Source organism: Porphyromonas miyakawae (assembly GCF_045865415.1).
Lineage (GTDB): Bacteria > Bacteroidota > Bacteroidia > Bacteroidales > Porphyromonadaceae > Porphyromonas > Porphyromonas miyakawae.
On sequence record NZ_BAAFSF010000001.1, the window covers coordinates 300,001 to 321,083 of the forward strand.

Consider the following 21,083-nt stretch of genomic DNA (forward strand, 5'->3'; position numbering starts at 1 on the left):
TCCCATTCCGAACAGAGAAGTTAAGCCCAATCGCGCCGATGGTACTGCGTAACAGTGGGAGAGTAGGTAGCCGCCATCTTTTGAAGAGGCATTTGAGTAGCCAAAGGCTAACTTGAGTGCCTCTTCTTCTTTTTTATTGCATCGCTGCGCTGCCTCTATTCTCTATGAGTATCTTTTGGCACGCATTTATACCTCCTTCATTTATCTATTCTCCCCTCTTTCATCCTTTCCCTCCTTTCCCTCCTTTCCTCAATCGTATCTTCTCTATACGTACTTGCGTAGCTGCTCTCTTCGAGCATTTATCTTCAGTGCGTACTATCTTCTGGTCGTACTATTCTCTTGACGTACTATCTTCTGTGCTTACTATTTTCTAGTCGTACTATCTTCTGGGCATGTCTATTGTCTACATGTATCTATGCTCTACCCCCCCTGCACGACCTACTCTTCTCCCTTAGCTGTTCGGGTTGCTTAGCTTTTTACTTTGTATACCCCTTTTTACCATCTTATCAGCTCTTCTTCTTAATCCTGCTTCCCCTTCTCTCAATATCCTTTCAATTGGCATTTCTGCTTGGCTGCTCTTGTTGCCAGCTAATTGACTTTCCTTTATACGACAGGGGTTTATCTTACTCTCTGTGTATAAGGAAATGCCACTGCTTTCTTGCAAAACTACTTGCGAGCAGGGCTGATTTGTGGTCTAGCGATTTGCCGACTTGTATGTGCGCCTACTGGATATTCTACAAGCAATTCTCAGGCTGCTTATCTTTTTAGTGCCGCCAAGTGGTGCGCCAAGTGGTGCGATGTGCATCCTAAAGCCAATCTCCCCACGATGGCTTTTTCGCTGTTTTACCTATCAATTGAAAGACTTATTCGCTGTAAAATACTTTAATCTTACGAGCTGTGCCATAATTTGCTTTTACTATTCTCTGAGAAATGTGGCGAATGGCTTGTGTTGTGCTTGGCTTTATTCCGGTAACTGCCGGTATGTTGTTAAATCGCTTTTCCAATGAAATATAGGACACAGCATTTTTTTATAGTAGTGCTATTGCAGTGCTTAGGCCTATGTGTAACCGCTGTAGAACTTGAAATATTCTATAATCCGCTCCATTTGTCGCTCCTTCCTTATTCCGTTTGTGGATGATTGGTCAGCTTATTAGAATGCATAAATAGGAAAAGATCGGCTTCCAAACGGGTGAGCCGACCTTTTTACACCAGTAAAGAGCGGTCGGAATGCTTATAGACCGCAATGTTTGTTTTTCATAGTTTGTATGGTATTATTGTGCTTCTTTTGGGTAGTTTTTATAGGCATCTACAATTTCGTCTATAGATATTTTGAGCAGTGCCATTTCTTTAAACAGAGCGGGGAGAAGGCTCTTTTTTAGCCGCTCTTTACGCTCTTCGATTATTTTCTCCGGAGCTCCGGGCGCAACAAAGTATCCCATGCCGCGTTTGTTGTATATCAGTTCATCGCGCTGCAGTTGTTCAAACGCTCTCATCACTGTATTGGGATTTACTTCTACATCCATGGCGATGTCCCGTACGGAGGGAATTCGCTCATCTACGTTGTATTCGGCAGAGAGTATTTTATCCTTCAGTGATTCCGCTATTTGGATGAATATGGATTGTGAGTCTCTCATGATCTTTGCTGAAGTTTTTTAAGCCGGAAGTAGCAGATTACGTAATTTCCGATGGTGATTAGGTAGAAAAGACTCTTACTGATAGCAAAAACTGCGTTGTAGGGATCTACATGAGTGATATAAAAATCGGGAGAGTTCCATCCGAATGCGTCCAAAAGTAGGGAAATCAGTCTTGTGATGATAAATAACGAAACGGCCAACGCTACAATGAATGTAACGGACTGCGCCATATTTCTAAAGCGAATAACGCTGTACAGGGCTATGGAACAGGCAAAGAGTATGTTCATTATTATGCTGAAAATCGCACTGAAGGAGTTATTCGTAATCCAATGATTTCCCCAAATGAACCATAGTTTGCCCGGATTTGCCCGAAAGTATGACGGATTAAGCAACGCCTCAACGAATAGAGAGCATTGTATGATGATATATCCCATTATGACCATCAGGATACCCAAAATGAGCAAGTGGGCATATCGCTCTCCGTTGGTTGCGGGGATGGTACTATACGATACGGAGGACATAGCGTGCAGCCTTCTGCTCACATACATGAAGTAGAAGAGGCTCAGTAGTACCACATAGGGTACACTCATAAAGTAGACAACGCCGGTATAGTATAGATAATCCCCTGAGAAGAGTGTGCGCAAAAGGAGCGGTACTAAGAATAGTGCGAAGGAGCCTGCGATCAAACTGAGCAGCTGAAGTCTGTTGAGCTTCAGGTCCATAAGGAGCAGTTGCCCCACACGTTTTATGGAAAAACTGTTTTTAATCTGTTTCATAGTGATATAGTGCAATGATTAGGTTGTTTTATTGTTGCAGTGTGCGGAGTATCGCTTCTTTGTTACAGGTAAGCGCATTGAAGAGTAATTCAGTAGAGAAAACGCTCTCCGGCTCTTCCTTTTCCTTGGCGAATACGCCAAATCGCCCGGCAGGGGTCATTTCCTCATATAGAGGCGTATCTCCCTGCTGTACAGGGCGGAACGTAAATTTGTCGGATAGCTCGCTGATACTACGGGTCAAGGTGATTTGGTTCTCCTGCATAACTACCAAGTAGTCAATGATTTGCTCCAAATCGCGCACTTGATGGGTGCTGATCATGATGATGCGATCCTCGCATAGGTATTTGGCGAGAAGCCGACGGAACAGACTCTTGGAAGGAATGTCCAATCCGTTGGTGGGTTCGTCCAAAAGGAGGAGATGCGTGCCGAGTGAGAGGGCAAGGGCGATAGCTGCCTTTTTTTGTTGGCCTTGCGACATTTTGTCCATACGCATCTTGTAATCCAGCTCAAACTCTTGCATCAGGCTATCGGCCTCACTTTGGGAAAAGTTGGGGTAGAAAGGGGCTACTGCCGCAAAGTAGTTCCCCACGGAACAACCTTTTAGTGTAGGGTTATTCTCGGCAAGGTAGTACACATCGCCAAGGAAGCTCACTTTCCTGCGTGCCGGCTCTTCGCCGAGTACCTTCATTTCTCCTTTTGTGGGGAACATTTGTCCCGCAATTAGCTTCATAAGCGATGTTTTTCCCTCGCCATTCTTACCCAAAAGCCCGATGATGTGCCCGGGTTCAACCGACATGCTTAGCCCCTTGAATAGGAGCGACTTGCGCGGGTACTTGAACTGTAAATCATTAATAGCAATCATACGCTGTGTTTTCCAATGGTTATTCTTCTATTTCTGTTCTATCTTTCTTTTATTCATTAGTGTATTACTAACCTAACACACCACAAAGGTGATACTAATTTGCAACCTATACAATAGTAGGATAATTATTTATAGTTATTTAACATTAGCCGGATAGCTTTTGCCGTACAAAAAAGCTCTGTAGAGCGCCCAATCTCCCTTGCGAGAATGGTACCTTTTGCGGGTAGCGCTCTTTCCCTCCGAATAGATTGTTAGAAGTACAAACGTGGTTATTCAATAAAAGATCAGTACCTTTCGGATGAAAGGTATAGATGTTTCATTTGAAGCATCTATATCTTTTGGTTGAAGCATCTATACTTTTTAAGCCGATCCGGTGGCAGAAGTTGCATGTGCTCATTTCGCTGTGAAGATTTCAGCCAAAGGCTCGCCATTTCCTCCCCTCAAATCGTTTATTCAGTACAAAAAGGATAACTTTGTATGAGTGCACTTGATAATCTGTTGTCACATTACCATAGGAATGCAACCAATAGACTGAAATAAGCTACACACAATGGCTAAGAAAAAGAAAATAGCAGAGGCGGGTACGCCCAGCCTCGAAAAACAGTCTCGATGAAAATGGACGTACGTCCATGGAACAAAGAAATGCTGACGCAAAAGCTAAACAGGAATTAGAAGCTTTACAACAAATATGGGACGCAATGAGACGATAAGAAACATATTATATTCTATCTTGGCCGTTTTTATTTTGGCTAGTTGTCAAAATAAAAATGACATCAATAAGATAGTCTCGAATCATTGGCAGCAAGATAGCATAGATTGTATTGTAGACTTTTCTTCTTGTTTTAGCTTCGACTGGGATATATGTTATTATTTCTCCAGCAAATGCTCTTTAGAGGAGATTAACAAGGATTTAGGCATACGGTTTAATGAGTTCGAAGACACAAGTGATAGAATGATTTTTGTTCAAGACAAAAGAATCATTTACACACAAGACTGGTATTATATACCAGATAAACCACAAACTGGCGTAATATTTGATCATAATATAAGAAAACTAAAAATAAAGAAAGGCGATGCGAAATTTAGAGTAGAAAAGAAACATGATATGTACTTGCTAACTCCAATCTATGTAAAGTAAGCCTGTCCTATTCGTCAAGGCAAGGATTTTTGTAAGTCTCTCTAAGTAAGAGATTGTCGAAGGGTTTTCTACGATAACCTTGAAAGTCTCTCCCAAGAGCCTTGCTCGGACAAAGTCGCTCTTTGTCTTTACTCCCCGGCTTTCGGATAAAAGTATAGAAGTTTTGGCTGAAGCATCTGTACTTTTTGAGTCGGTCCGGGGGCTCAAGTTTCAGGTTCTTATTTCTCAGTGATAAGAGACCTATTCTTCCCTTTTTTTTATTGCTCTTTCCGGCCTTATACAGTCGAATCGCTTATTGGAATAAATAAGGTAACTTTGCGACAGAGAAAACACAAATAAAAAGTAAGAATAGCATGAAAAGATTGGTTTTATTACGTCACGGCGAAAGTACGTGGAATAAGGAAAATCGGTTTACCGGTTGGACAGATGTTGATCTGAGCGAGAAGGGCATAGAAGAAGCGCATCGGGCAGGTCAGTTGCTTTTGGCGGAGAAATTCCACTTTTCGGCTGCCTTTACCTCCTATCTGAAGCGCGCTATAAAGACGCTTAATATCGTATTGGACGAGATGGATCTGGATTGGATTCCTGTGGAAAAGAGCTGGCGTCTTAACGAAAAGCATTATGGTGAGTTGCAAGGATTGAATAAATCGGAGATGTCTGCCAAGTATGGCGAAGAGCAGGTGCACATATGGCGTCGTAGCTATGATGTACCTCCAATGCCAATGACTAAAGAGGATGAGAGAAGTCCTTTCCAAGATCCGCGCTATAAGGGAGTGGAAGGGGATTTACTCCCCCTTACGGAGTCGCTTAAAGATACCGTTGCACGTATTCTCCCCTTCTTTGAAGGCTCTATTCTGCCCTCACTAAAAACTCATGATGATGTACTTGTAACGGCACACGGCAATAGCTTGAGAGGTATTGTAAAAGTACTCAAGGGAATAAGCGACAAAGATATTCCCGCACTGAATCTTCCTACGGGGGTACCCTATGTCTTTGAATTTGACGAACAGTTGAATTTGAAGTCCGACCGCTTCTTGGGTGATCAGGATGAAATAAGGAAGTTGCAGGAGGCTGTAGCTAATCAGGGGGCAAAAAAATAATCACATAACTATCGTAACAACATGGACTTAACTCATATTGAACACATTGGCATTGCCGTGAAAAGCATAGAAGAGGCCCTTCCTTTCTTTGAGGGGGTATTGGGACTCAAATGCTACAATATAGAAGAGGTAGCGGATCAAAAGGTAAAGACTGCATTCCTTAAAGTGGGTCAGACTAAGCTGGAGCTGCTGGAGCCTACCAGTGATGAGAGCCCTATAGCTAAGTTTTTGGAAAAACGAGGCGAGGGGATCCATCATATTGCCTTTGCTGTGGAAAATTCCACTGAAGCACTCAAAGAAGCCGAAGCGAAGGGCGTGCGCCTTATTGATAAGCAATCGCGCAAGGGAGCTGAAGGGCTCAACATAGGCTTCCTGCATCCAAAGAGTTGCCACGGGCTGCTTTTAGAGCTTTGTGATTGTGCAGATAAGAAAGCATAAGTTTATGTTCACTAGTAACACGACACTAATTTTCCAATCACTATATATTAAAATATGAGCCAACAAATAGAGAATATTAAAGAGCTGATTTCTAAGCGTGAGCAAGCGCGCCTTGGAGGCGGTGAAAAGCGTATTGAAAAGCAGCATGAGCGCGGCAAATATACGGCACGTGAGCGTATCGCTATGCTGGTTGACGAAGGGAGCTTCGAAGAGATTGATATGTTCGTTGAGCTTCGTTCTACCAATTTTGGTCTTGATAAGAAGAAGATACTTGGCGACGGTGTGGTAGTCGGTAGCGGTACGATAGATGGGCGCTTGGTATATCTCTTTGCACAAGATTTTACCGTGCTGGGAGGTGCTTTGGGCGAAATGCTTGCCAAGAAGATTTGTAAGGTTATGGACCTTGCAATGAAGATGGGAGCTCCCGTAATCGGATTGAACGACTCAGGCGGTGCGCGTATTCAGGAAGGAGTGAATGCTCTTTACGGATACGGAGAAATATTTGAGCGTAATATACTTGCTTCAGGCGTAATTCCTCAGATCTCTGCCATCTTTGGTCCATGTGCAGGTGGAGCTGTTTATTCGCCGGCACTAACGGACTTTAATATCATGGTAAGAGGATCCTCTTATATGTTCCTTACCGGTCCGAAGGTAGTAAAGACTGTGACGGGGGAAGATGTCTCTCAAGAGGATTTAGGCGGAGCCGATGTACACGCTTCCAAGAGTGGAGTATCGCATTTTGCAGTAGATACGGAAGAAGACGGTATCCGACTCATTCGTCACTTGTTGAGCTTCTTGCCACAAAACAATCTTGAAGAGCCTCCCTATGTAGCGTGCAATGATCCGATTGATCGCAAGGAGGATTTGCTGAATGAAATTATCCCCGATGAGCCCAATAAGCCTTACGATATGTATGAAGTAATTGCTGCTATCGTGGATAATGGTGAGTTTTTGGAAATACATGCCGACTATGCACGTAATATCATAGTGGGCTTTGCTCACTTCAATGGGATGAGTGTGGGTATTGTAGCCAACCAGCCCCAGGTAATGGCGGGTAGCTTGGATTGTAACTCTTCTCGTAAGGCTGCGCGCTTTGTACGCTTCTGCGATGCTTTCAATATTCCTATTGTAACGCTGGTCGATGTACCGGGATTCTTACCGGGTACGGGTCAGGAATACAATGCCGTTATTTCGCACGGAGCTAAGTTGCTTTATGCCTATGGAGAGGCTACGGTACCCAAAGTAACGGTAACCCTTCGTAAAGCCTATGGAGGAGCCTACATTGTAATGGGCTCTAAGCATTTGCGTGCTGACCTGAACTATGCGTGGCCCTCAGCAGAAATTGCCGTAATGGGTCCGAGCGGAGCCGTTGAGATTATCTTTGCTAAAGAGGTTGCAGCTTCAGAAGATCCGGCAAAGACAGCGCTGGAAAAGGAGGAGGAATACCGCAAAGCGTTTGCCAATCCTTATAACGCTGCTTCCTATGGGTATCTGGATGATGTGATCGAACCGCGTAATACGCGCTTCCGCATTATACGTGCGCTCGAACAGCTCCGCACAAAGAAGGAAGGAATCCCGGCAAAGAAACACGATAACTTACCGCTTTAAGCCTAATTTATGATTGCTAATAAGCAGGCTTTAGGGTGTCTTCTGCTACTTGTAGTAGCGGTGTTCACTCTGCCCTCGTGTGGCAACAGGCAACCCAAGACAGGGCCTGTTGTCCTCAACGAGGTACTTGTGGATAATGAAAGTGGCATTGTGGATGGATATGGTGAGCGCACTGCGTGGATAGAGCTATACAATCGTACGGCCGCTACAGTAGATGTGAATGGTTGCTATCTGACCAATGATCGCCACGACCTGAAGAAGTACGCTATTCCGGCAGGGGATAAAAGAACGAAGATAGCTCCCTCTCGGCACTTACTTTTCTATGCGGATGGAAACGCTTCAAAAGGAGTCTTCTACACGAACTTCAAGCTGAATAAAGGCGAAGAGACTTTTATCGCTTTGGTAGCAAGTGATGGAGAGACTATTTTGGATAGTGTGACTATACCGGCTACATTAGCGACCGACCAATCTTATTGTCGTATCCCCGATGGAAATATATCCCCCAAGGACAAGGAGGCGAATAATATTTGGAAGGTGGCAGGTGCCGGAGCTAACAGCTCACCGGTGGTTACGCCGCAAGAAAATAATGATGCTAAGAATAAAGCAGATCAGCACAGTGCACTTAAGGAGCGTGACCCTCATGGTGGGGTAATGACCCTTACGGCTATGTTAGTTGTTTTCTTAGGGTTAACCCTTCTTTTCTTAGCGTTTAAGCTAACGGGCTATATCTCCGTTCAGCTTGCACAACGCCGCTCACAAAAGACTGGAAAGAAACCTGCCAAGGGCATGACAAAAGGAGATAGTGCATTTATTCCCGGAGATGTATCAGCCGCTATTGCAATGGCTATCTACGAAGCTCAAAATGAGGTACATGATGTAGAAGGAGATGTGATTACTTTGCTGCACGCTTCGCGTAAGTACTCACCTTGGAGCTCTAAGATCTACGGCTTGCGTACCCCTCTCGGTGCTAAGGTGCCGGCTCGAAAGAATAGGTAACAGAAAGGTTTTCTTGTTATGAAAAAGGAAAAAATAGACGATCCGCGTCTTGTGGCTGCTCTGATGGCTTTAAGCGAAGAGCTTGCAGATATGCCGCATGATATGGATAATGCTAAACTGACAATCAAACGTACTAACAGTGTATCCGCATGGTCACTAAAGACTAATATGATGCGCGAGACACCGATTCGCTTATACTAAAGAAACAGATTATCTAACCCTCATCATAATATTAGATCATGAAGGAGTATAAATACAAAATCAATGGCACGGAATATGTCGTTGCGATCAACAAAATAGACGATAAGGAAGCTGAATTGGAGGTAAATGGCACTCCGTTCAATGTGGAAATACTCACAGAGAAAAAGAAGCCCGCTCCCACAGTCAAGCGTCCTCAGCCGGTAAAGCCGGTAGAGCATGTAGCTGCGCCTCAGGCCGCATCCACCGGTAGAAGCTCTGCAATAAAGGCCCCATTACCCGGGGTTATTATTGATATCCTTGTCAACGAGGGCGATCAAGTAAAGCGTGGCCAAAAGCTCCTTGTATTGGAAGCTATGAAGATGGAAAACAACATCAATAGCGACAAGGATGGCACGGTGAAAGCTATTAAGGTACGCAAGGGAGATTCTATCCTGGAAGGTACTGATTTAGTGGTTATTGAGTAATTAACCCTACTGATCCAACTATATGGGTAGTTTTTGGTCCTTTCTTGGAGAAAACTTAGAGACCTTCTACTCCTTTACAGGTTTTGCCAACGCTACCTACCAGCATCTTATCATGATACTGGTGGGGTTGGTGTTTATCTTTTTGGCTATTCGGTTTGAGTTTGAGCCTCTGCTGCTTATCCCGATTGGCTTTGGAATGCTTATTGGTAATATTCCTTTCAAGGATGCAGGTTTGCAAATAGGTATTTATGAGGAGGGAAGTGTATTTAACATCTTGTATCAAGGAGTGCGGCAAGGTTGGTATCCACCGCTTATATTCCTTGGTATAGGGGCAATGACCGACTTTTCGGCACTTATATCCAATCCAAAGTTAATGCTCGTAGGAGCCGCTGCACAGTTTGGTATCTTTGGGGCTTATACGGCTGCGCTCTATTTGGGCTTTACGCCTAATGAGGCAGGGGCTATTGGTATAATCGGAGGTGCAGACGGACCAACGGCAATCTTCTTAAGCTCTCGTTTAGCACCGGAGCTAATGGGGGCAATTGCTGTGTCGGCTTATTCCTACATGGCTTTAGTACCGATTATTCAACCTCCTTTTATGCGTCTTTTGACGACCAAGAAGGAGCGTTTGATTCGGATGAAGCCACCGCGCGCCGTATCCAAAACAGAAAAGATCATTTTCCCGATCGTGGGTTTGCTGCTTACGGCATTTCTTGTGCCGAGTGGTCTACCGCTTTTGGGCATGCTTTTCTTCGGAAATTTGCTTAAAGAGAGTGGGGTTACCAAGCGTCTGGCCGATGCAGCCAAAGGGCCTATCATAGACATTGTCACCACCTTATTGGGACTTACGGTAGGCGCCTCTACACAGGCGACAGAGTTCCTGACAGGTAAGTCGGTAATGATCTTTGGCTTAGGTGCTTTCTCTTTCATTGTGGCCACCTGCGCCGGAGTACTCTTTGTGAAGATTATGAACCTCTTCCTTAAGAAAGGCAATAAGGTTAATCCGCTTATTGGTAATGCCGGGGTAAGTGCTGTGCCTGATTCGGCACGTATCTCACAGGTGGTGGGCTTGCAGTACGATCCTACCAACTATCTGCTGATGCATGCCATGGGACCAAATGTAGCCGGTGTGATCGGTTCTGCGGTTGCCGCCGGTGTTTTATTGGGGTTCCTCGGTTGATCTACCCTGATAGCATTCTAGAGTGTTACACTTATCATAAGGCACTCTAACCTCATTATTAGGTTAGGGTGCCTCTTATTTAGTGAAAAAGCATTGTCCGGTAGGTACGTCGTACTTTACGAATGAGTTCAAGCGACTATCCGCTATTATTAGGACAATAGGCTCTTATGCTTTGAATGAAAGACATGGATCTTTTTGAAAGAAAAATATGGCTATTCTCCTCAATATAGAGAAGGAAGGGAAGAGAATATTATGTTACATTGTGTAAGTTTGCTATCTTTGTATAGGGATCCTGAGGGGTGAGAACTTCCTCAGATAGATCAAGATACTCAAGTTTTGCTGCTTTATGGACTGGATTACAAATCTATTTTTTAATGAAGGGGTCGCGCAGTCGATTTTGCTTATATCCATGACTATTGCCTTTGGGCTTATGCTGGGGAAGATCAAGATATTCGGTATCTCCTTGGGAGTTACTTTCATTCTCTTCGTAGGCATATTCCTAAGTGCTATAGGGATGCAGGCAAGTAAAGAAACGCTCCATTTCTTTCAGGAGATGGGCTTGATCCTATTTGTCTTTTCCATAGGTTTGCAAGTGGGGCCATCCTTCTTTGCGAATTTCCGGAAGGGGGGTGCCAAGCTTAATCTTTTGGCTACCTGTATCGTTCTATTGGGTGCAGTCACTACGCTTATCATCCATTACGTTACAGGCACACCGATTAGCACCATGGTCGGCGTGATGAGTGGAGCCATTACCAACACCCCCGGCTTAGGCGCTGCGCAGCAGGCTTATGTAGATGTGAAAGGTGTGTCGGATCCCTCCATTTCGTTGGGTTATGCCGTGGCATATCCATTGGGGGTTGTGGGAATTATACTATCCCTTATTGTGCTAAGAATGATCTTTCGGGTGAATTTGGATAAGGAGCAACAGAAGTTGGATGATGCTTCGGCACACAATGAAAAAGAGCTTACACCGCTCTCGCTGGTGGTGAATAATCCCTCCGTATTTGGAAAAAGTGTATCGGCTATCTCTCAGCTGCTTAAAGGTAGCCACTTTGTGGTAAGCCGTATCTATAAGCACAAGCAGGAAGAAATATTTGAGGTCGGTCCTGATACGATATTGGAAGAGAATGACAAGGTGTTTGTAATAGCTCCTAATGCAGATGTGGAAGCGGTGGTCTCCATGATTGGTTATCAGGTAAAGATGGACCGTAAGCAGTGGATCCCTACGGCTGCTAAGTTTACAGCTAAGCGGATTGTGATAACCAAAGAGGAGGTAAATGGTCGCACTTTGGAGCAGCTTAATCTGCGTGCGCTCTATGGGGTAACCATTACACGGGTAGAGCGCTCGGGCTTTGAGTTCCTTGCCTCTCCTTCGTTCCGCCTGCAGTATGGGGATGTACTTACCATTGTGGGTAGTGACTCCGGCCTGACCAATGTGCGACAAGTATTAGGCGATAGAGAAAAGCATCTCAACGATCCTAACCTGATCTCTATCTTTTTAGGAATCGTATTAGGCGTAATCCTTGGATCTGTCCCTATTTTTATTCCGGGTATTCCGCAGCCTTTGAAGCTGGGATTAGCCGGTGGACCGCTTATAGTTGCCATTCTTCTATCCAGCTTTGGATATAAATATCGTCTAATTACCTATACGACCACAAGTGCCAATTTGATGCTTCGTGAGGTGGGCATCTCCTCTTTCCTGGCTTGTGTGGGGCTTGCTGCCGGAGGTAACTTTGTAGATACAATAGTGAATAAAGGCGGATATATTTGGATCCTGTACGGCTTCCTTATTACCGTTATTCCCCTTTTGTTGGTAGGAGCTTATGCGCGTGGTAAGATGAAAATGAATTTCCTAACCCTTATCGGGCTTATCGCCGGCAGTACAACGGATCCTCCTGCCTTGGCTTATGCCTCCTCTCATGGCGACGGGAGCGCAGCGCAATTGGGATATGCTACAGTGTACCCGCTAACTATGTTCTTGCGGGTGATAGTGGCACAAGTGATGATTCTCTTTTTCCTCTAAAAAAGCGATTAGAGGGCTCTTTTGGAATGAATACCTATTTATTGGTATAATAATAGTATCTTTGAGGAGTCCAAAGCCTATGTGCGTGCGGTATGCTGTAAGAAGTATCCTTCGCTTTGTGAGGAGAGTAGACAAAAGTAAATAGGAAATATAACAAACGACAACTGATATTCTAAAACCATTATGTGGCTTTCAAAATCTTCTGTGGGCAGAAAGGTGGTGATGAGTGTGACAGGATTGGCCTTGATCCTCTTCCTTCTCTTTCACATGTCAATGAACTTAGTGGCAATCTTTAGTGCAGAGGCGTACAACATGGTTTGTGCCTTCTTAGGTGCTAATTGGTATGCCTTGGTAGCATCTCTGGCACTGGCTGTTTTGGCAGTGATACACATCTTTTATGCAACTTGGCTTACGCTGATGAACCGTAGAGCACGTGGCAACGACCGATATGCGGTTACGGCACGTCCGAAGGGAGTTAGCTGGGAGTCCAAGAATATGTTTGTCCTGGGTCTTATTATATTCTTAGGCTTAATACTGCACCTATGTAACTTTTGGGCTAAGATGCAGCTCGCTGAGTTGATGGGACAACATGATTTGGGTATAGAAGGAGTATCCGGTCCACAAGATGGTGCCGGACTGATCCGCTACACCTTTAGCAATCCTATTTATGTAATCCTTTACATCATTTGGCTTGTGGCTCTTTGGTTCCACTTGACTCATGGTTTCTGGAGTGCGCTCCAGACATTGGGATGGAACGGTAAGAAGTGGTTGCACCGCATACAGGTTATCTCTACTGTATTCGCAACAATTATAGTACTGGGCTTTGCTGTAGTGGTTTGTGCCTACTTTTTCTTCAATCTTGAAGCTGGAGCTCTTACATTCACTAATTTTTAATGGCTAAGCATAACGAAACTATGAATAAATTAGATGCCAAAATACCTGCCGGCCCATTAGCCGACAAGTGGACTAACTATAAAGATCACCAGAAGCTCGTCAATCCTGCCAACAAACGCCGTTTGGATATAATCGTGGTAGGTACGGGTTTAGCAGGCGCTTCTGCAGCTGCCTCGCTTGGAGAGATGGGCTTCAATGTGCTGAATTTTTGTATTCAGGATTCGCCTCGTCGTGCTCACTCTATTGCAGCACAAGGGGGAATCAACGCAGCTAAGAATTATCAGAACGATGGCGACTCGGTATTCCGTCTCTACTATGATACGATCAAGGGAGGCGACTACAGAGCTCGGGAGGCTAATGTATATCGCTTGGCAGAGGTAAGCAATGCGATCATTGACCAATGTGTAGCGCAGGGCGTACCCTTTGCACGCGAATATGGAGGATTATTAGATAACCGTTCCTTTGGAGGGGCTCAGGTATCGCGTACTTTCTACGCTCGAGGTCAAACGGGGCAGCAGCTTCTTTTAGGTGCCTACTCGGCACTCAGTTGTCAAGTAGCGAAAGGAAGTGTGAAGCTCTATACACGGCATGAAATGCTTGATTTAGTGATCATTGATGGTAGAGCACATGGTATTATTACACGAAACTTAGTAACCGGTGGATTGGAGCGCTTTGCTGCTCACGCAGTGGTGATAGCTACCGGAGGGTATGGTAATGCCTTCTTCCTCACTACCAATGCAATGGCTTCTAACGGCTCTGCTGCTTGGCAGTGCTATCGCAAGGGGGCTTTCTTTGCTAATCCTTGTATGGCACAGATTCACCCGACTTGTATCCCGATGCATGGAGATTATCAGTCCAAGTTAACTCTGATGAGTGAGTCTCTGCGTAATGACGGACGTATTTGGGTTCCCAAGAAGCTGGAGGACGCTAAGCGTTTGCAGAGAGGTGAAATAAAGGGTCACGACATTCCCGAAGAGGATAGAGACTACTACTTGGAGCGTCGTTATCCTGCTTTCGGTAACTTGGTTCCGCGTGACGTAGCAAGCCGCGCTGCTAAGGAGCGTTGCGATGCCGGATACGGAGTAAATCAGACCGGATTAGCTGTGTTCCTTGACTTCGATGATGCTATTAAACGGATGGGTAAGAAGGTCGTTGAGGAGAAGTATGGTAACCTATTCCAGATGTATGAAAAGATTACTAACGACAATCCTTATGAAACCCCTATGATGATCTATCCGGCCATACACTATACGATGGGCGGTCTGTGGGTAGACTATGAGCTGCAGACGACAATCCCGGGGCTCTTCGCTATTGGGGAGGCTAACTTTAGTGACCATGGAGCCAATAGATTAGGTGCTTCTGCACTGATGCAAGGCTTGGCGGACGGATACTTTGTATTGCCCTATACGATGCAAAATTATCTCGCAGATCAGATTAGTATACCTCACTTTACTACGGATCACAAGGAGTTTGACGAAGCTGAGAAGGCTATTAAGCAACGTATTGATCGCTTAATGAGCTGTAAGGGAAATCGCTCTGTGGATAGCTTGCACAAAGAGTTGGGACATATCATGTGGGAGCACGTCGGTATGGGACGTGATAAGGCCGGTCTTGAAGAAGGAATTCGTCTATTGGAGGATTTACAGGGGCGTTTCTATAAAGAACTTCACATCCCCGGAGAGGCCAACGACCTTAATATAGAGTTGGAAAAGGCTCTACGCTTTGAGGACTTTATCGGTATCGGTCTGTTGATGGCTCATGATGCGTTAGATCGTGAAGAGAGCTGTGGCGGACACTTCCGTATTGAGCATCAGACACCTGATGGAGAGGCAATGCGTGACGATGAGCATTTCGCTTATGTATCCTGCTGGGAGTATATGGGCGAAGATAAGGCACCTATAATGCATAAAGAGGAGCTTGTTTATGAGTTTACGGAGCGCTTGACCCGTAATTACAAGAGCTAATTAAGACACATCGAACCGTTATGGAAAAGAAGATAGATAAAAATATAGATATCACCGTAAAGGTATGGCGTCAGAGAGGGCCAAAGGAGCGTGGGCACTTCGAGACTTATCAGCTCAAGCAGGTTTCTCAGAGCGCCTCATTCCTTGAAATGATTGACCTCCTCAACGAACAGTTGGTGGGTGAAGATAAGGATCCTATTGCTTATGACCATGATTGCCGTGAAGGGATCTGTGGTATGTGCTCTCTCTACATCAATGGGCATCCACACGGACCGGATACGAGCATTACGACTTGTCAATTGCATATGCGTCACTTCAATGATGGCGATGTGATCACAGTTGAACCTTGGCGTAGTGCAGGCTTCCCTATCATCCGAGACTTAATGGTGGATCGCTCTGCTTACGACAAGATCATTCAGGCAGGGGGTTATGTATCGGTTAATACCGGAGGCATTCCCGATGCTAACGCGATTGCAATTCCCAAGCATAAAGCAGAGGAAGCAATGGATGCAGCTGCTTGTATCGGTTGTGGAGCTTGTGCAGCTGCTTGTAAGAATGGCTCTGCTATGCTCTTTGTAAGTGCTAAAGTGAGTCAGCTGGCCCTTCTGCCTCAGGGTAGACCGGAGGCGGCTCGCCGTGCAAAGGCTATGTTGGCTAAGATGGATGAGTTGGGATTTGGTAATTGTACCAATACACGCCAGTGTGAAATGGAGTGTCCGAAGAATGTATCCATTACGCATATTGCACGACTAAATAGAGAGTTTATCAAGGCAAAGTGCCGCGATTAAGCTGAAAGCAAAGTTCTTGCTAAACTAAAAGACAAACCCCTTTCGAGTAGCTACTCGGGAGGGGTTTTATTTGGGAGTCTTCTAAAGAGTATAATCCATTTTACATATAGAGCCCCTCACGGTTCCTTTTTCTAATATTTATTGAGAATAGCTTTCAGACGGCTTAGGGTATTGAGAGCTTCCAGCGGAGTCATGGTATTGATATCGGTTGCTTGAAGTTCATCGCGTAGCTTTAGTAGCTGCGGGTCGGATATATCAAACAGGGAGAGCTGTATTCCCCCGGAAGAGCGTTCCTTGTTTGGTTTGGAACTGCTCTTTGCGCCTTTGGGAAGCTTTGCTTGCAAGTCCCCTCCCACCCGCTCTGACTCCAGGGCTTGTAATATTTCTTTTGAGCGCACGATAATGGGAGAAGGTATACCTGCCAGTTTTGCCACTTCTATACCGAAGCTATGCTCATTACTGCCCTCTACCAGTTTGCGAAGGAAGATCATTTCTCCATTTAGTTCCTTAGCCGACACATTGAAATTATATACATTGGGTAGAGTGTCTGCCAGCTCGTTCAATTCGTGATAGTGGGTAGCAAAGAGTGTCTTCGGCTTTAAGTTTTGCTGATTGTGAAGATACTCCACAATAGCCCAAGCGATAGATATTCCATCAAATGTACTGGTACCGCGTCCAAGCTCATCAAATAAGATAAGGCTTCGAGGGGTTAGGTTATTGATAATGTTGGCAGCTTCCTGCATTTCAACCATAAAAGTGGACTCCCCCGAGGAGATATTGTCCGATGCCCCTACACGCGTAAAAGTAGCATCCACCATGCCTATGGTAGCCGCTTCAGCCGGTACGAAAGATCCTATCTGCGCCATTAGCGTAATGAGGGCTGTTTGCCGCAGAAGAGCACTCTTACCGCTCATGTTGGGTCCGGTGATCAGCATAATCTGGCACCCGTCATTCTCCAGATGAATCGTATTGGGGATATAAGGGGCGTTGGCAGGAAGCTGACGCTCTATTACCGGATGACGACCTTCAATGATATCAATAGCGAAGCTGTCGTCCACCGTAGGCAGGGTGTAGTCATACTTGGCAGCGGCAATAGCAAAGGCTGAAAGAACGTCAATCACGGCAATGGCCCGGCATGTATGCTGAAGCGTCTCTATATAGGGCTGTATGGCCTCAACCAGTTCACTGAAGAAGCGTGTTTCAAGCTCCAGTATTCGCTGCTCAGCTCCCATGATTTTATCCTCGTACTCCTTTAGCTCTTCCGTTATATAGCGCTCGCTACTAACTAAGGTTTGCTTACGAATCCACTCGGGAGGAACCTTATCCTTATAGGTATTTCTAACCTCCAAATAGAAGCCAAAAACATTATTGAAGCCTATCTTTAGGCTGGCAATGCCGGTTCGCTCACATTCTCGCTGTTGCATTTGTAGGAGGTACTCCTTGCCATGCTCCGAAAGCTGCCGTAAGTCATCCAATTCCTCATTGAATCCCTCTGCTATCGTATGTCGGTCTTTCGAAGGCGTTACGGGAGGGTCTTCCGCTAAGCTATAGCGTATACGGGTGACCAAGTCAGGCACTGTGTCGATTTGCTTTGCTAAGGTTTCTAAGTCTTCACATCCGGAGGCGAGAAGTCGCTCCTTAATAGGCACCAATGTCTCCAAAGCAATACGCAAAGCCTCTATTTGTCGCGCATTAGTACGGCGCATAGCTATTCGGGCTAAAGAACGCTCCATATCACCTACATGCATAGCTCCCTTTTTGGGATCTATAAAATCCTCATGTAGGGAAGTATTCTTATAAAAGAAGTCTACTATACGTTGTCGCCTCTGAATAGGGGATACCTCTTTTAGCGGAAAGCGTATCCACTCGCGTAGCAAACGTGCACCCATCGGAGTAACTGTTTCATCCAAAACAGAAAGCAAACTACTCCCGCCTGCATGCATTGGCTCCAGCAACTCTAAACTGTAAATAGTGAAGCTGTCGAGCCGCATCCTCTCTGAGTCGGAGATGCGTCGAATGGAGGTAATGTGTCCTAAGCTACCATGACGCGTAATATCAAGGTAATTCAGTATCACTCCTGCTGCGGTAGTGGCTAACGGATACTCTTCCAACCCGAAGCCCTTAAGGCTTTGAACACTGAAATGACGCAATAAACGATCTCGGTTGTTTGCAGCATTAAAGTACCAATCATCAGCCTTATACAAAAATGTATCGATACTAAAGAGTGCTTTGAAGCGGTCGTGTAGGTCTAACGATACAATTACCTCCTTTGGTTGATAGGCATTCAATAGTTTTTTTACAAAGGTTATATCACCCTCTGCTGCCATATATTGTCCGGTGGACACGTCCATGAATGCCACTCCGTAAAGGTGCTCTTTATCTGCTTCTACAATGGCGGCTAAGTAGCTGTTTTCCTTGTTATCAAGGATAGATTCAGTGACTGCTGTACCCGGTGTTACAAGCTCTGTTATACCTCGTTTTACAAGCTTATTGGTCAGTTTGGGATCTTCAAGCTGATCGCATATAGCTACCCGTTTGCCGGCCCGAATCAATCGCGGTAAATAGGTGTCTACTGCATGGTGGGGGAAGCCGGCCAAATCGACTCCTGCCGCCCCTCCGTTTGATCGCTTGGTTAAGGTTAGCCCCAGAATACGGGAGGCCTCAATAGCATCCTCCGCAAACGTTTCATAGAAATCGCCCACTCGAAAGAGCAATATGGCATCGGGATATTTCTGCTTTATGCGGTAGAATTGCCGCATCATAGGTGTATCCGAGCGTGCTGCTGTCCTCTTTTTACTATCGTTTGCTTCCGACACTGTGATCCTTGTATTATATACTTCTTCCTCTGTACAAAGATAATAAATGAAACCCTAAAGAAGATGCCCTATTAAGTGGACCCTGGCCAGGTACTGGTTCCCTTACGCAGTCTTATGAAATTTCGTACTTTTGTAGTGACTAATTAGAGAAATTACAATACACAGATATGAAAAAAATTACTTTTCTAATGGCACTGCTGTGGACAATTTGTTCATTTGCGCTTAGTGCTCAAAACAGCAACTCTATTCCCCAAGATGAGAGAGAGGCTTTAATTAGAATCTACAATTCGGTACGCGGTACCTCCGAAGAACTTGTGTGGAATCTTAATGCAGATCCGAGCCAGTGGAAGGGAATTACCATTGCCGATGGACATGTGATAGGAATACAGTGGGTTGACTTCGGATTAGATGCCACACTGCCGGAAGGCGCATTTAGTAAGCTGCCCTACTTACAGAGCATCAACATCAGTAACAATAAAATAACCGGCCCTTTGCCCGCTGATATAGCAACGCTCAAAGAGCTTCTCTATTTGCAGATAGGAGATAATCTCTTTACCGGTAAGCTTCCTGACTTTAGTGGGCTTTCTAAAATTGAAATCCTTACTTATGAGATGCTCTCCTTAGGAGCAAATAAGGGTAAAGTAAGTGGTACGCTGCCGGACTTTGGCAAGCTTTCTCAATTGAGGTACTTCGACTGCAACAACTCTAATCAGTCGGGTTCCATTTCCAAGGGAATAGGCAAATGCACAGAGTTAATCTCCTTTGATATATCATGTAATCATGTGTCAGGAACGGTACCTGCAGAGCTGGCTCAATGCGTGAAATTGGCCGATCTCTCTCTCTTGCAAAACGAACTCGAGGGCGAGTTTCCCGATCTGAGCGCACTTACTGATTTGGGTAATAGCGATTATCCGAATGTGTGGGGACGCTTCTTTATTTGTGAGAATAACTTCACCGGTGACCTCCCCTTATGGATCTTCTCCCTCACCAAACTGAAGCGAATTGCCGTGCAAGAAAATCACTTTACCGGTACCCTGCCTGAGGATATGAGTGCCATGACCAATCTCGTGGCTTTCTATGCCAATAAGAATGAATTATCGGGTGCCTTACCTAAGAAGTTGCCGCAAAATCTGGAAGATCTTGATCTGAGTCGCAACAAATTTACGGGTAGCATTCCACAAGAGTGGCAGACGTTAGAAAACCTAAATATAGTGCATGTTGAGCGGAATCTCCTCTCCGGTCCTGCCCCCGCTTATAGCCCCAAGATGAAGAGCCTGGAGGTGCTTGATGTTTCTTTAAATAACTTCTCTTTTGCTGACTTTAAGGACTGGCAAAGCTTTGCAAAGGATCCTGAGACGAGCTTCAACTTTGGGGTACAGCGCAACTTTGCGCCTACAGAACGCCTCGATAAGCGAAAGGGCGAATCGGTTACCCTTACTTGTACACTGCCCTCCGAACAGCCCGGACAGCTTTCCTATCAATGGATGAACGTATCTACCGGTCAGCCTGTAAATGGGGGCAACGCCGCTACGCTGCAGATTGACAATCTGAGCGAGAGCGATGCTGTGCGCTATGTATGTCTCGTTACTACAGATTACTTTGGAAAAGATCCCTCAGGAATTACCGATCACAAGGGTAATATCGTTTTGCCTATGATGGCAAGTGGCTTCTTTGATCTCTATGTGGATGGAAAAATCAATAGCGTAGATAGAGTATCACCCGAAGCTAAGGTGCATTTCTATCCCACATGCATCTCGGATGGGGTACTGCATATCAGCGATGCGAATATAGTGCGCAGCGTAGCGCTCTATTCAATGAATGGAGAGAGGGTGTGGAATGCCTCAGTAGAGGGTGCAGATTCCTTTAATTTGGGGATACTTCCTCTCGGTGGTTATTTAGCTGTAGCCCTGCTCTCGGACAATACACTCTGTACGCAAATGATCACCCTTGAATAGTAGTGTATTGTTCTATGAGGCACCATCTCCAACTCTTAGTAAGATAAATTAGGGGATAGCTATCCGCCCTAAAAAAGATCCCTATCTCTCAATTGAGAGATAGGGATCTTTTAAATGAAATGATCTGATCTGTACCTTTTTCTGCCTGCTTGGGAGAGATAGAGGAAGATCAATAGTAGCAATTATTGATAAAAGTCTTTCTCGCTCGGTGAATAGCTCCTTATAATTGTACGAAATGATGGGGTA

19 protein-coding genes and 1 rRNA gene (1 of these 20 running past the window's edge) are annotated in these 21,083 nt (G+C 45.1%); 14 read left to right on the forward strand and 6 right to left on the reverse strand.

The features are described 5' to 3' along the window. Window positions 1-79, forward strand: a 5S ribosomal RNA gene (gene rrf, locus ACLWMH_RS01110) (it extends 32 nt beyond the left edge of the window). A 784-nt stretch (window positions 80-863) separates the two neighbouring features. On the opposite strand, the gene ACLWMH_RS01115 is transcribed toward rrf, so the two are convergent. The 4 genes from ACLWMH_RS01115 to ACLWMH_RS01130 form a co-directional block, all read right to left on the reverse strand. After that, entirely contained in the window at window positions 864-1,019 is a 156-nt protein-coding gene (locus ACLWMH_RS01115) for a hypothetical protein (protein WP_411914920.1), read from the reverse strand. A 252-nt stretch (window positions 1,020-1,271) separates the two neighbouring features. Beyond that, window positions 1,272-1,634 carry a GntR family transcriptional regulator gene (locus ACLWMH_RS01120; RefSeq protein WP_411914921.1) on the reverse strand — a complete coding sequence of 121 codons (363 nt, stop codon included), beginning with the start codon at window positions 1,632-1,634 and terminating at the stop codon, window positions 1,272-1,274. Continuing rightward, window positions 1,631-2,410: a hypothetical protein gene (locus ACLWMH_RS01125; RefSeq protein ID WP_411914922.1), complete on the reverse strand. Its 780-nt coding sequence runs from the start codon at window positions 2,408-2,410 to the stop codon at window positions 1,631-1,633. Before ACLWMH_RS01125 ends, ACLWMH_RS01120 begins: the two co-directional genes overlap by 4 nt. A gap of 28 nt (window positions 2,411-2,438) precedes the next feature. After that, the gene (locus ACLWMH_RS01130) at window positions 2,439-3,272 is read right to left on the reverse strand and encodes an ATP-binding cassette domain-containing protein (RefSeq protein ID WP_411914923.1); all 834 of its coding nucleotides are present in this window, start codon (window positions 3,270-3,272) and stop codon (window positions 2,439-2,441) included. A 688-nt stretch (window positions 3,273-3,960) separates the two neighbouring features. On the opposite strand from ACLWMH_RS01130, the gene ACLWMH_RS01135 reads away from it, so the two are divergent. Further along, window positions 3,961-4,410 carry a hypothetical protein gene (locus tag ACLWMH_RS01135; protein WP_411914924.1) on the forward strand — a complete coding sequence of 150 codons (450 nt, stop codon included), beginning with the start codon at window positions 3,961-3,963 and terminating at the stop codon, window positions 4,408-4,410. On the opposite strand, the gene ACLWMH_RS01140 is transcribed toward ACLWMH_RS01135, so the two are convergent. Continuing rightward, on the reverse strand, window positions 4,387-4,617 hold the full coding sequence (locus ACLWMH_RS01140) for a plasmid mobilization protein (protein WP_411914925.1): 231 nt from the start codon (window positions 4,615-4,617) through the stop codon (window positions 4,387-4,389). The two genes, ACLWMH_RS01135 and ACLWMH_RS01140, sit on opposite strands and share 24 nt — an antisense overlap. 146 nt (window positions 4,618-4,763) lie before the next feature. Between ACLWMH_RS01140 and gpmA the strand changes: the two genes are divergently transcribed. From gpmA to ACLWMH_RS01195, 11 genes are all read left to right on the forward strand, one after another. After that, the gene (gene gpmA / locus ACLWMH_RS01145; protein ID WP_411914926.1) at window positions 4,764-5,510 is read left to right on the forward strand and encodes a 2,3-diphosphoglycerate-dependent phosphoglycerate mutase; all 747 of its coding nucleotides are present in this window, start codon (window positions 4,764-4,766) and stop codon (window positions 5,508-5,510) included. 21 nt (window positions 5,511-5,531) lie between these two features. After that, entirely contained in the window at window positions 5,532-5,948 is a 417-nt protein-coding gene (gene mce / locus ACLWMH_RS01150; protein ID WP_411914927.1) for a methylmalonyl-CoA epimerase, read from the forward strand. Between the two features lie 54 nt (window positions 5,949-6,002). Further along, window positions 6,003-7,556, forward strand: a complete 1,554-nt coding sequence (locus tag ACLWMH_RS01155; RefSeq protein ID WP_411914928.1) for an acyl-CoA carboxylase subunit beta — start codon at window positions 6,003-6,005, stop codon at window positions 7,554-7,556. A gap of 9 nt (window positions 7,557-7,565) precedes the next feature. Beyond that, window positions 7,566-8,552 (forward strand): OadG family transporter subunit, encoded by a 987-nt coding sequence (locus tag ACLWMH_RS01160; RefSeq protein ID WP_411914929.1) that lies wholly within the window; start codon window positions 7,566-7,568, stop codon window positions 8,550-8,552. Window positions 8,553-8,570: 18 nt separating this feature from the next. After that, window positions 8,571-8,753, forward strand: a complete 183-nt coding sequence (locus ACLWMH_RS01165; protein WP_411914930.1) for a hypothetical protein — start codon at window positions 8,571-8,573, stop codon at window positions 8,751-8,753. A gap of 38 nt (window positions 8,754-8,791) precedes the next feature. Next, window positions 8,792-9,217 (forward strand): biotin/lipoyl-containing protein, encoded by a 426-nt coding sequence (locus tag ACLWMH_RS01170; protein ID WP_411914931.1) that lies wholly within the window; start codon window positions 8,792-8,794, stop codon window positions 9,215-9,217. Window positions 9,218-9,239: 22 nt separating this feature from the next. Next, entirely contained in the window at window positions 9,240-10,397 is a 1,158-nt protein-coding gene (locus ACLWMH_RS01175; protein ID WP_411914932.1) for a sodium ion-translocating decarboxylase subunit beta, read from the forward strand. A 346-nt stretch (window positions 10,398-10,743) separates the two neighbouring features. Further along, window positions 10,744-12,420, forward strand: a complete 1,677-nt coding sequence (locus ACLWMH_RS01180) for a putative transporter (RefSeq protein WP_411914933.1) — start codon at window positions 10,744-10,746, stop codon at window positions 12,418-12,420. A gap of 183 nt (window positions 12,421-12,603) precedes the next feature. Then, on the forward strand, window positions 12,604-13,314 hold the full coding sequence (locus ACLWMH_RS01185; RefSeq protein ID WP_411914934.1) for a succinate dehydrogenase/fumarate reductase cytochrome b subunit: 711 nt from the start codon (window positions 12,604-12,606) through the stop codon (window positions 13,312-13,314). A gap of 20 nt (window positions 13,315-13,334) precedes the next feature. After that, entirely contained in the window at window positions 13,335-15,278 is a 1,944-nt protein-coding gene (locus ACLWMH_RS01190; RefSeq protein WP_411914935.1) for a fumarate reductase/succinate dehydrogenase flavoprotein subunit, read from the forward strand. Between the two features lie 32 nt (window positions 15,279-15,310). Then, window positions 15,311-16,066: a succinate dehydrogenase/fumarate reductase iron-sulfur subunit gene (locus tag ACLWMH_RS01195; protein WP_411915593.1), complete on the forward strand. Its 756-nt coding sequence runs from the start codon at window positions 15,311-15,313 to the stop codon at window positions 16,064-16,066. Between the two features lie 131 nt (window positions 16,067-16,197). Here the strand turns inward: ACLWMH_RS01195 and mutS are convergent, their stop codons facing one another. Next, complete coding sequence (gene mutS / locus ACLWMH_RS01200; protein ID WP_411914936.1) at window positions 16,198-18,828, reverse strand: DNA mismatch repair protein MutS; 2,631 nt, start codon at window positions 18,826-18,828, stop codon at window positions 16,198-16,200. Between the two features lie 221 nt (window positions 18,829-19,049). Here mutS and ACLWMH_RS01205 point away from each other — a divergent pair, with 221 nt between their 5' ends. Then, complete coding sequence (locus ACLWMH_RS01205; protein ID WP_411914937.1) at window positions 19,050-20,837, forward strand: immunoglobulin domain-containing protein; 1,788 nt, start codon at window positions 19,050-19,052, stop codon at window positions 20,835-20,837. Window positions 20,838-21,083: the final 246 nt, after the last annotated feature.

Bases quoted from the DNA above. Each gene is read 5' to 3' on its own strand.
- ACLWMH_RS01185 (WP_411914934.1), top strand. From the start codon at position 12,604: ATGTGGCTTTCAAAATCTTCTGTGGGCAGAAAGGTGGTGATGAGTGTG.
- ACLWMH_RS01170 (WP_411914931.1), top strand. From the start codon at position 8,792: ATGAAGGAGTATAAATACAAAATCAATGGCACGGAATATGTCGTTGCG.
- ACLWMH_RS01120 (WP_411914921.1), bottom strand. From the start codon at position 1,634: ATGAGAGACTCACAATCCATATTCATCCAAATAGCGGAATCACTGAAG.
- ACLWMH_RS01135 (WP_411914924.1), top strand. From the start codon at position 3,961: ATGGGACGCAATGAGACGATAAGAAACATATTATATTCTATCTTGGCC.
- ACLWMH_RS01180 (WP_411914933.1), top strand. From the start codon at position 10,744: ATGGACTGGATTACAAATCTATTTTTTAATGAAGGGGTCGCGCAGTCG.
- ACLWMH_RS01155 (WP_411914928.1), top strand. From the start codon at position 6,003: ATGAGCCAACAAATAGAGAATATTAAAGAGCTGATTTCTAAGCGTGAG.
- ACLWMH_RS01175 (WP_411914932.1), top strand. From the start codon at position 9,240: ATGGGTAGTTTTTGGTCCTTTCTTGGAGAAAACTTAGAGACCTTCTAC.
- ACLWMH_RS01125 (WP_411914922.1), bottom strand. From the start codon at position 2,410: ATGAAACAGATTAAAAACAGTTTTTCCATAAAACGTGTGGGGCAACTG.
- ACLWMH_RS01190 (WP_411914935.1), top strand. From the start codon at position 13,335: ATGAATAAATTAGATGCCAAAATACCTGCCGGCCCATTAGCCGACAAG.
- ACLWMH_RS01160 (WP_411914929.1), top strand. From the start codon at position 7,566: ATGATTGCTAATAAGCAGGCTTTAGGGTGTCTTCTGCTACTTGTAGTA.
- mutS (WP_411914936.1), bottom strand. From the start codon at position 18,828: ATGATGCGGCAATTCTACCGCATAAAGCAGAAATATCCCGATGCCATA.
- ACLWMH_RS01205 (WP_411914937.1), top strand. From the start codon at position 19,050: ATGAAAAAAATTACTTTTCTAATGGCACTGCTGTGGACAATTTGTTCA.
- mce (WP_411914927.1), top strand. From the start codon at position 5,532: ATGGACTTAACTCATATTGAACACATTGGCATTGCCGTGAAAAGCATA.
- ACLWMH_RS01130 (WP_411914923.1), bottom strand. From the start codon at position 3,272: ATGATTGCTATTAATGATTTACAGTTCAAGTACCCGCGCAAGTCGCTC.
- ACLWMH_RS01165 (WP_411914930.1), top strand. From the start codon at position 8,571: ATGAAAAAGGAAAAAATAGACGATCCGCGTCTTGTGGCTGCTCTGATG.
- gpmA (WP_411914926.1), top strand. From the start codon at position 4,764: ATGAAAAGATTGGTTTTATTACGTCACGGCGAAAGTACGTGGAATAAG.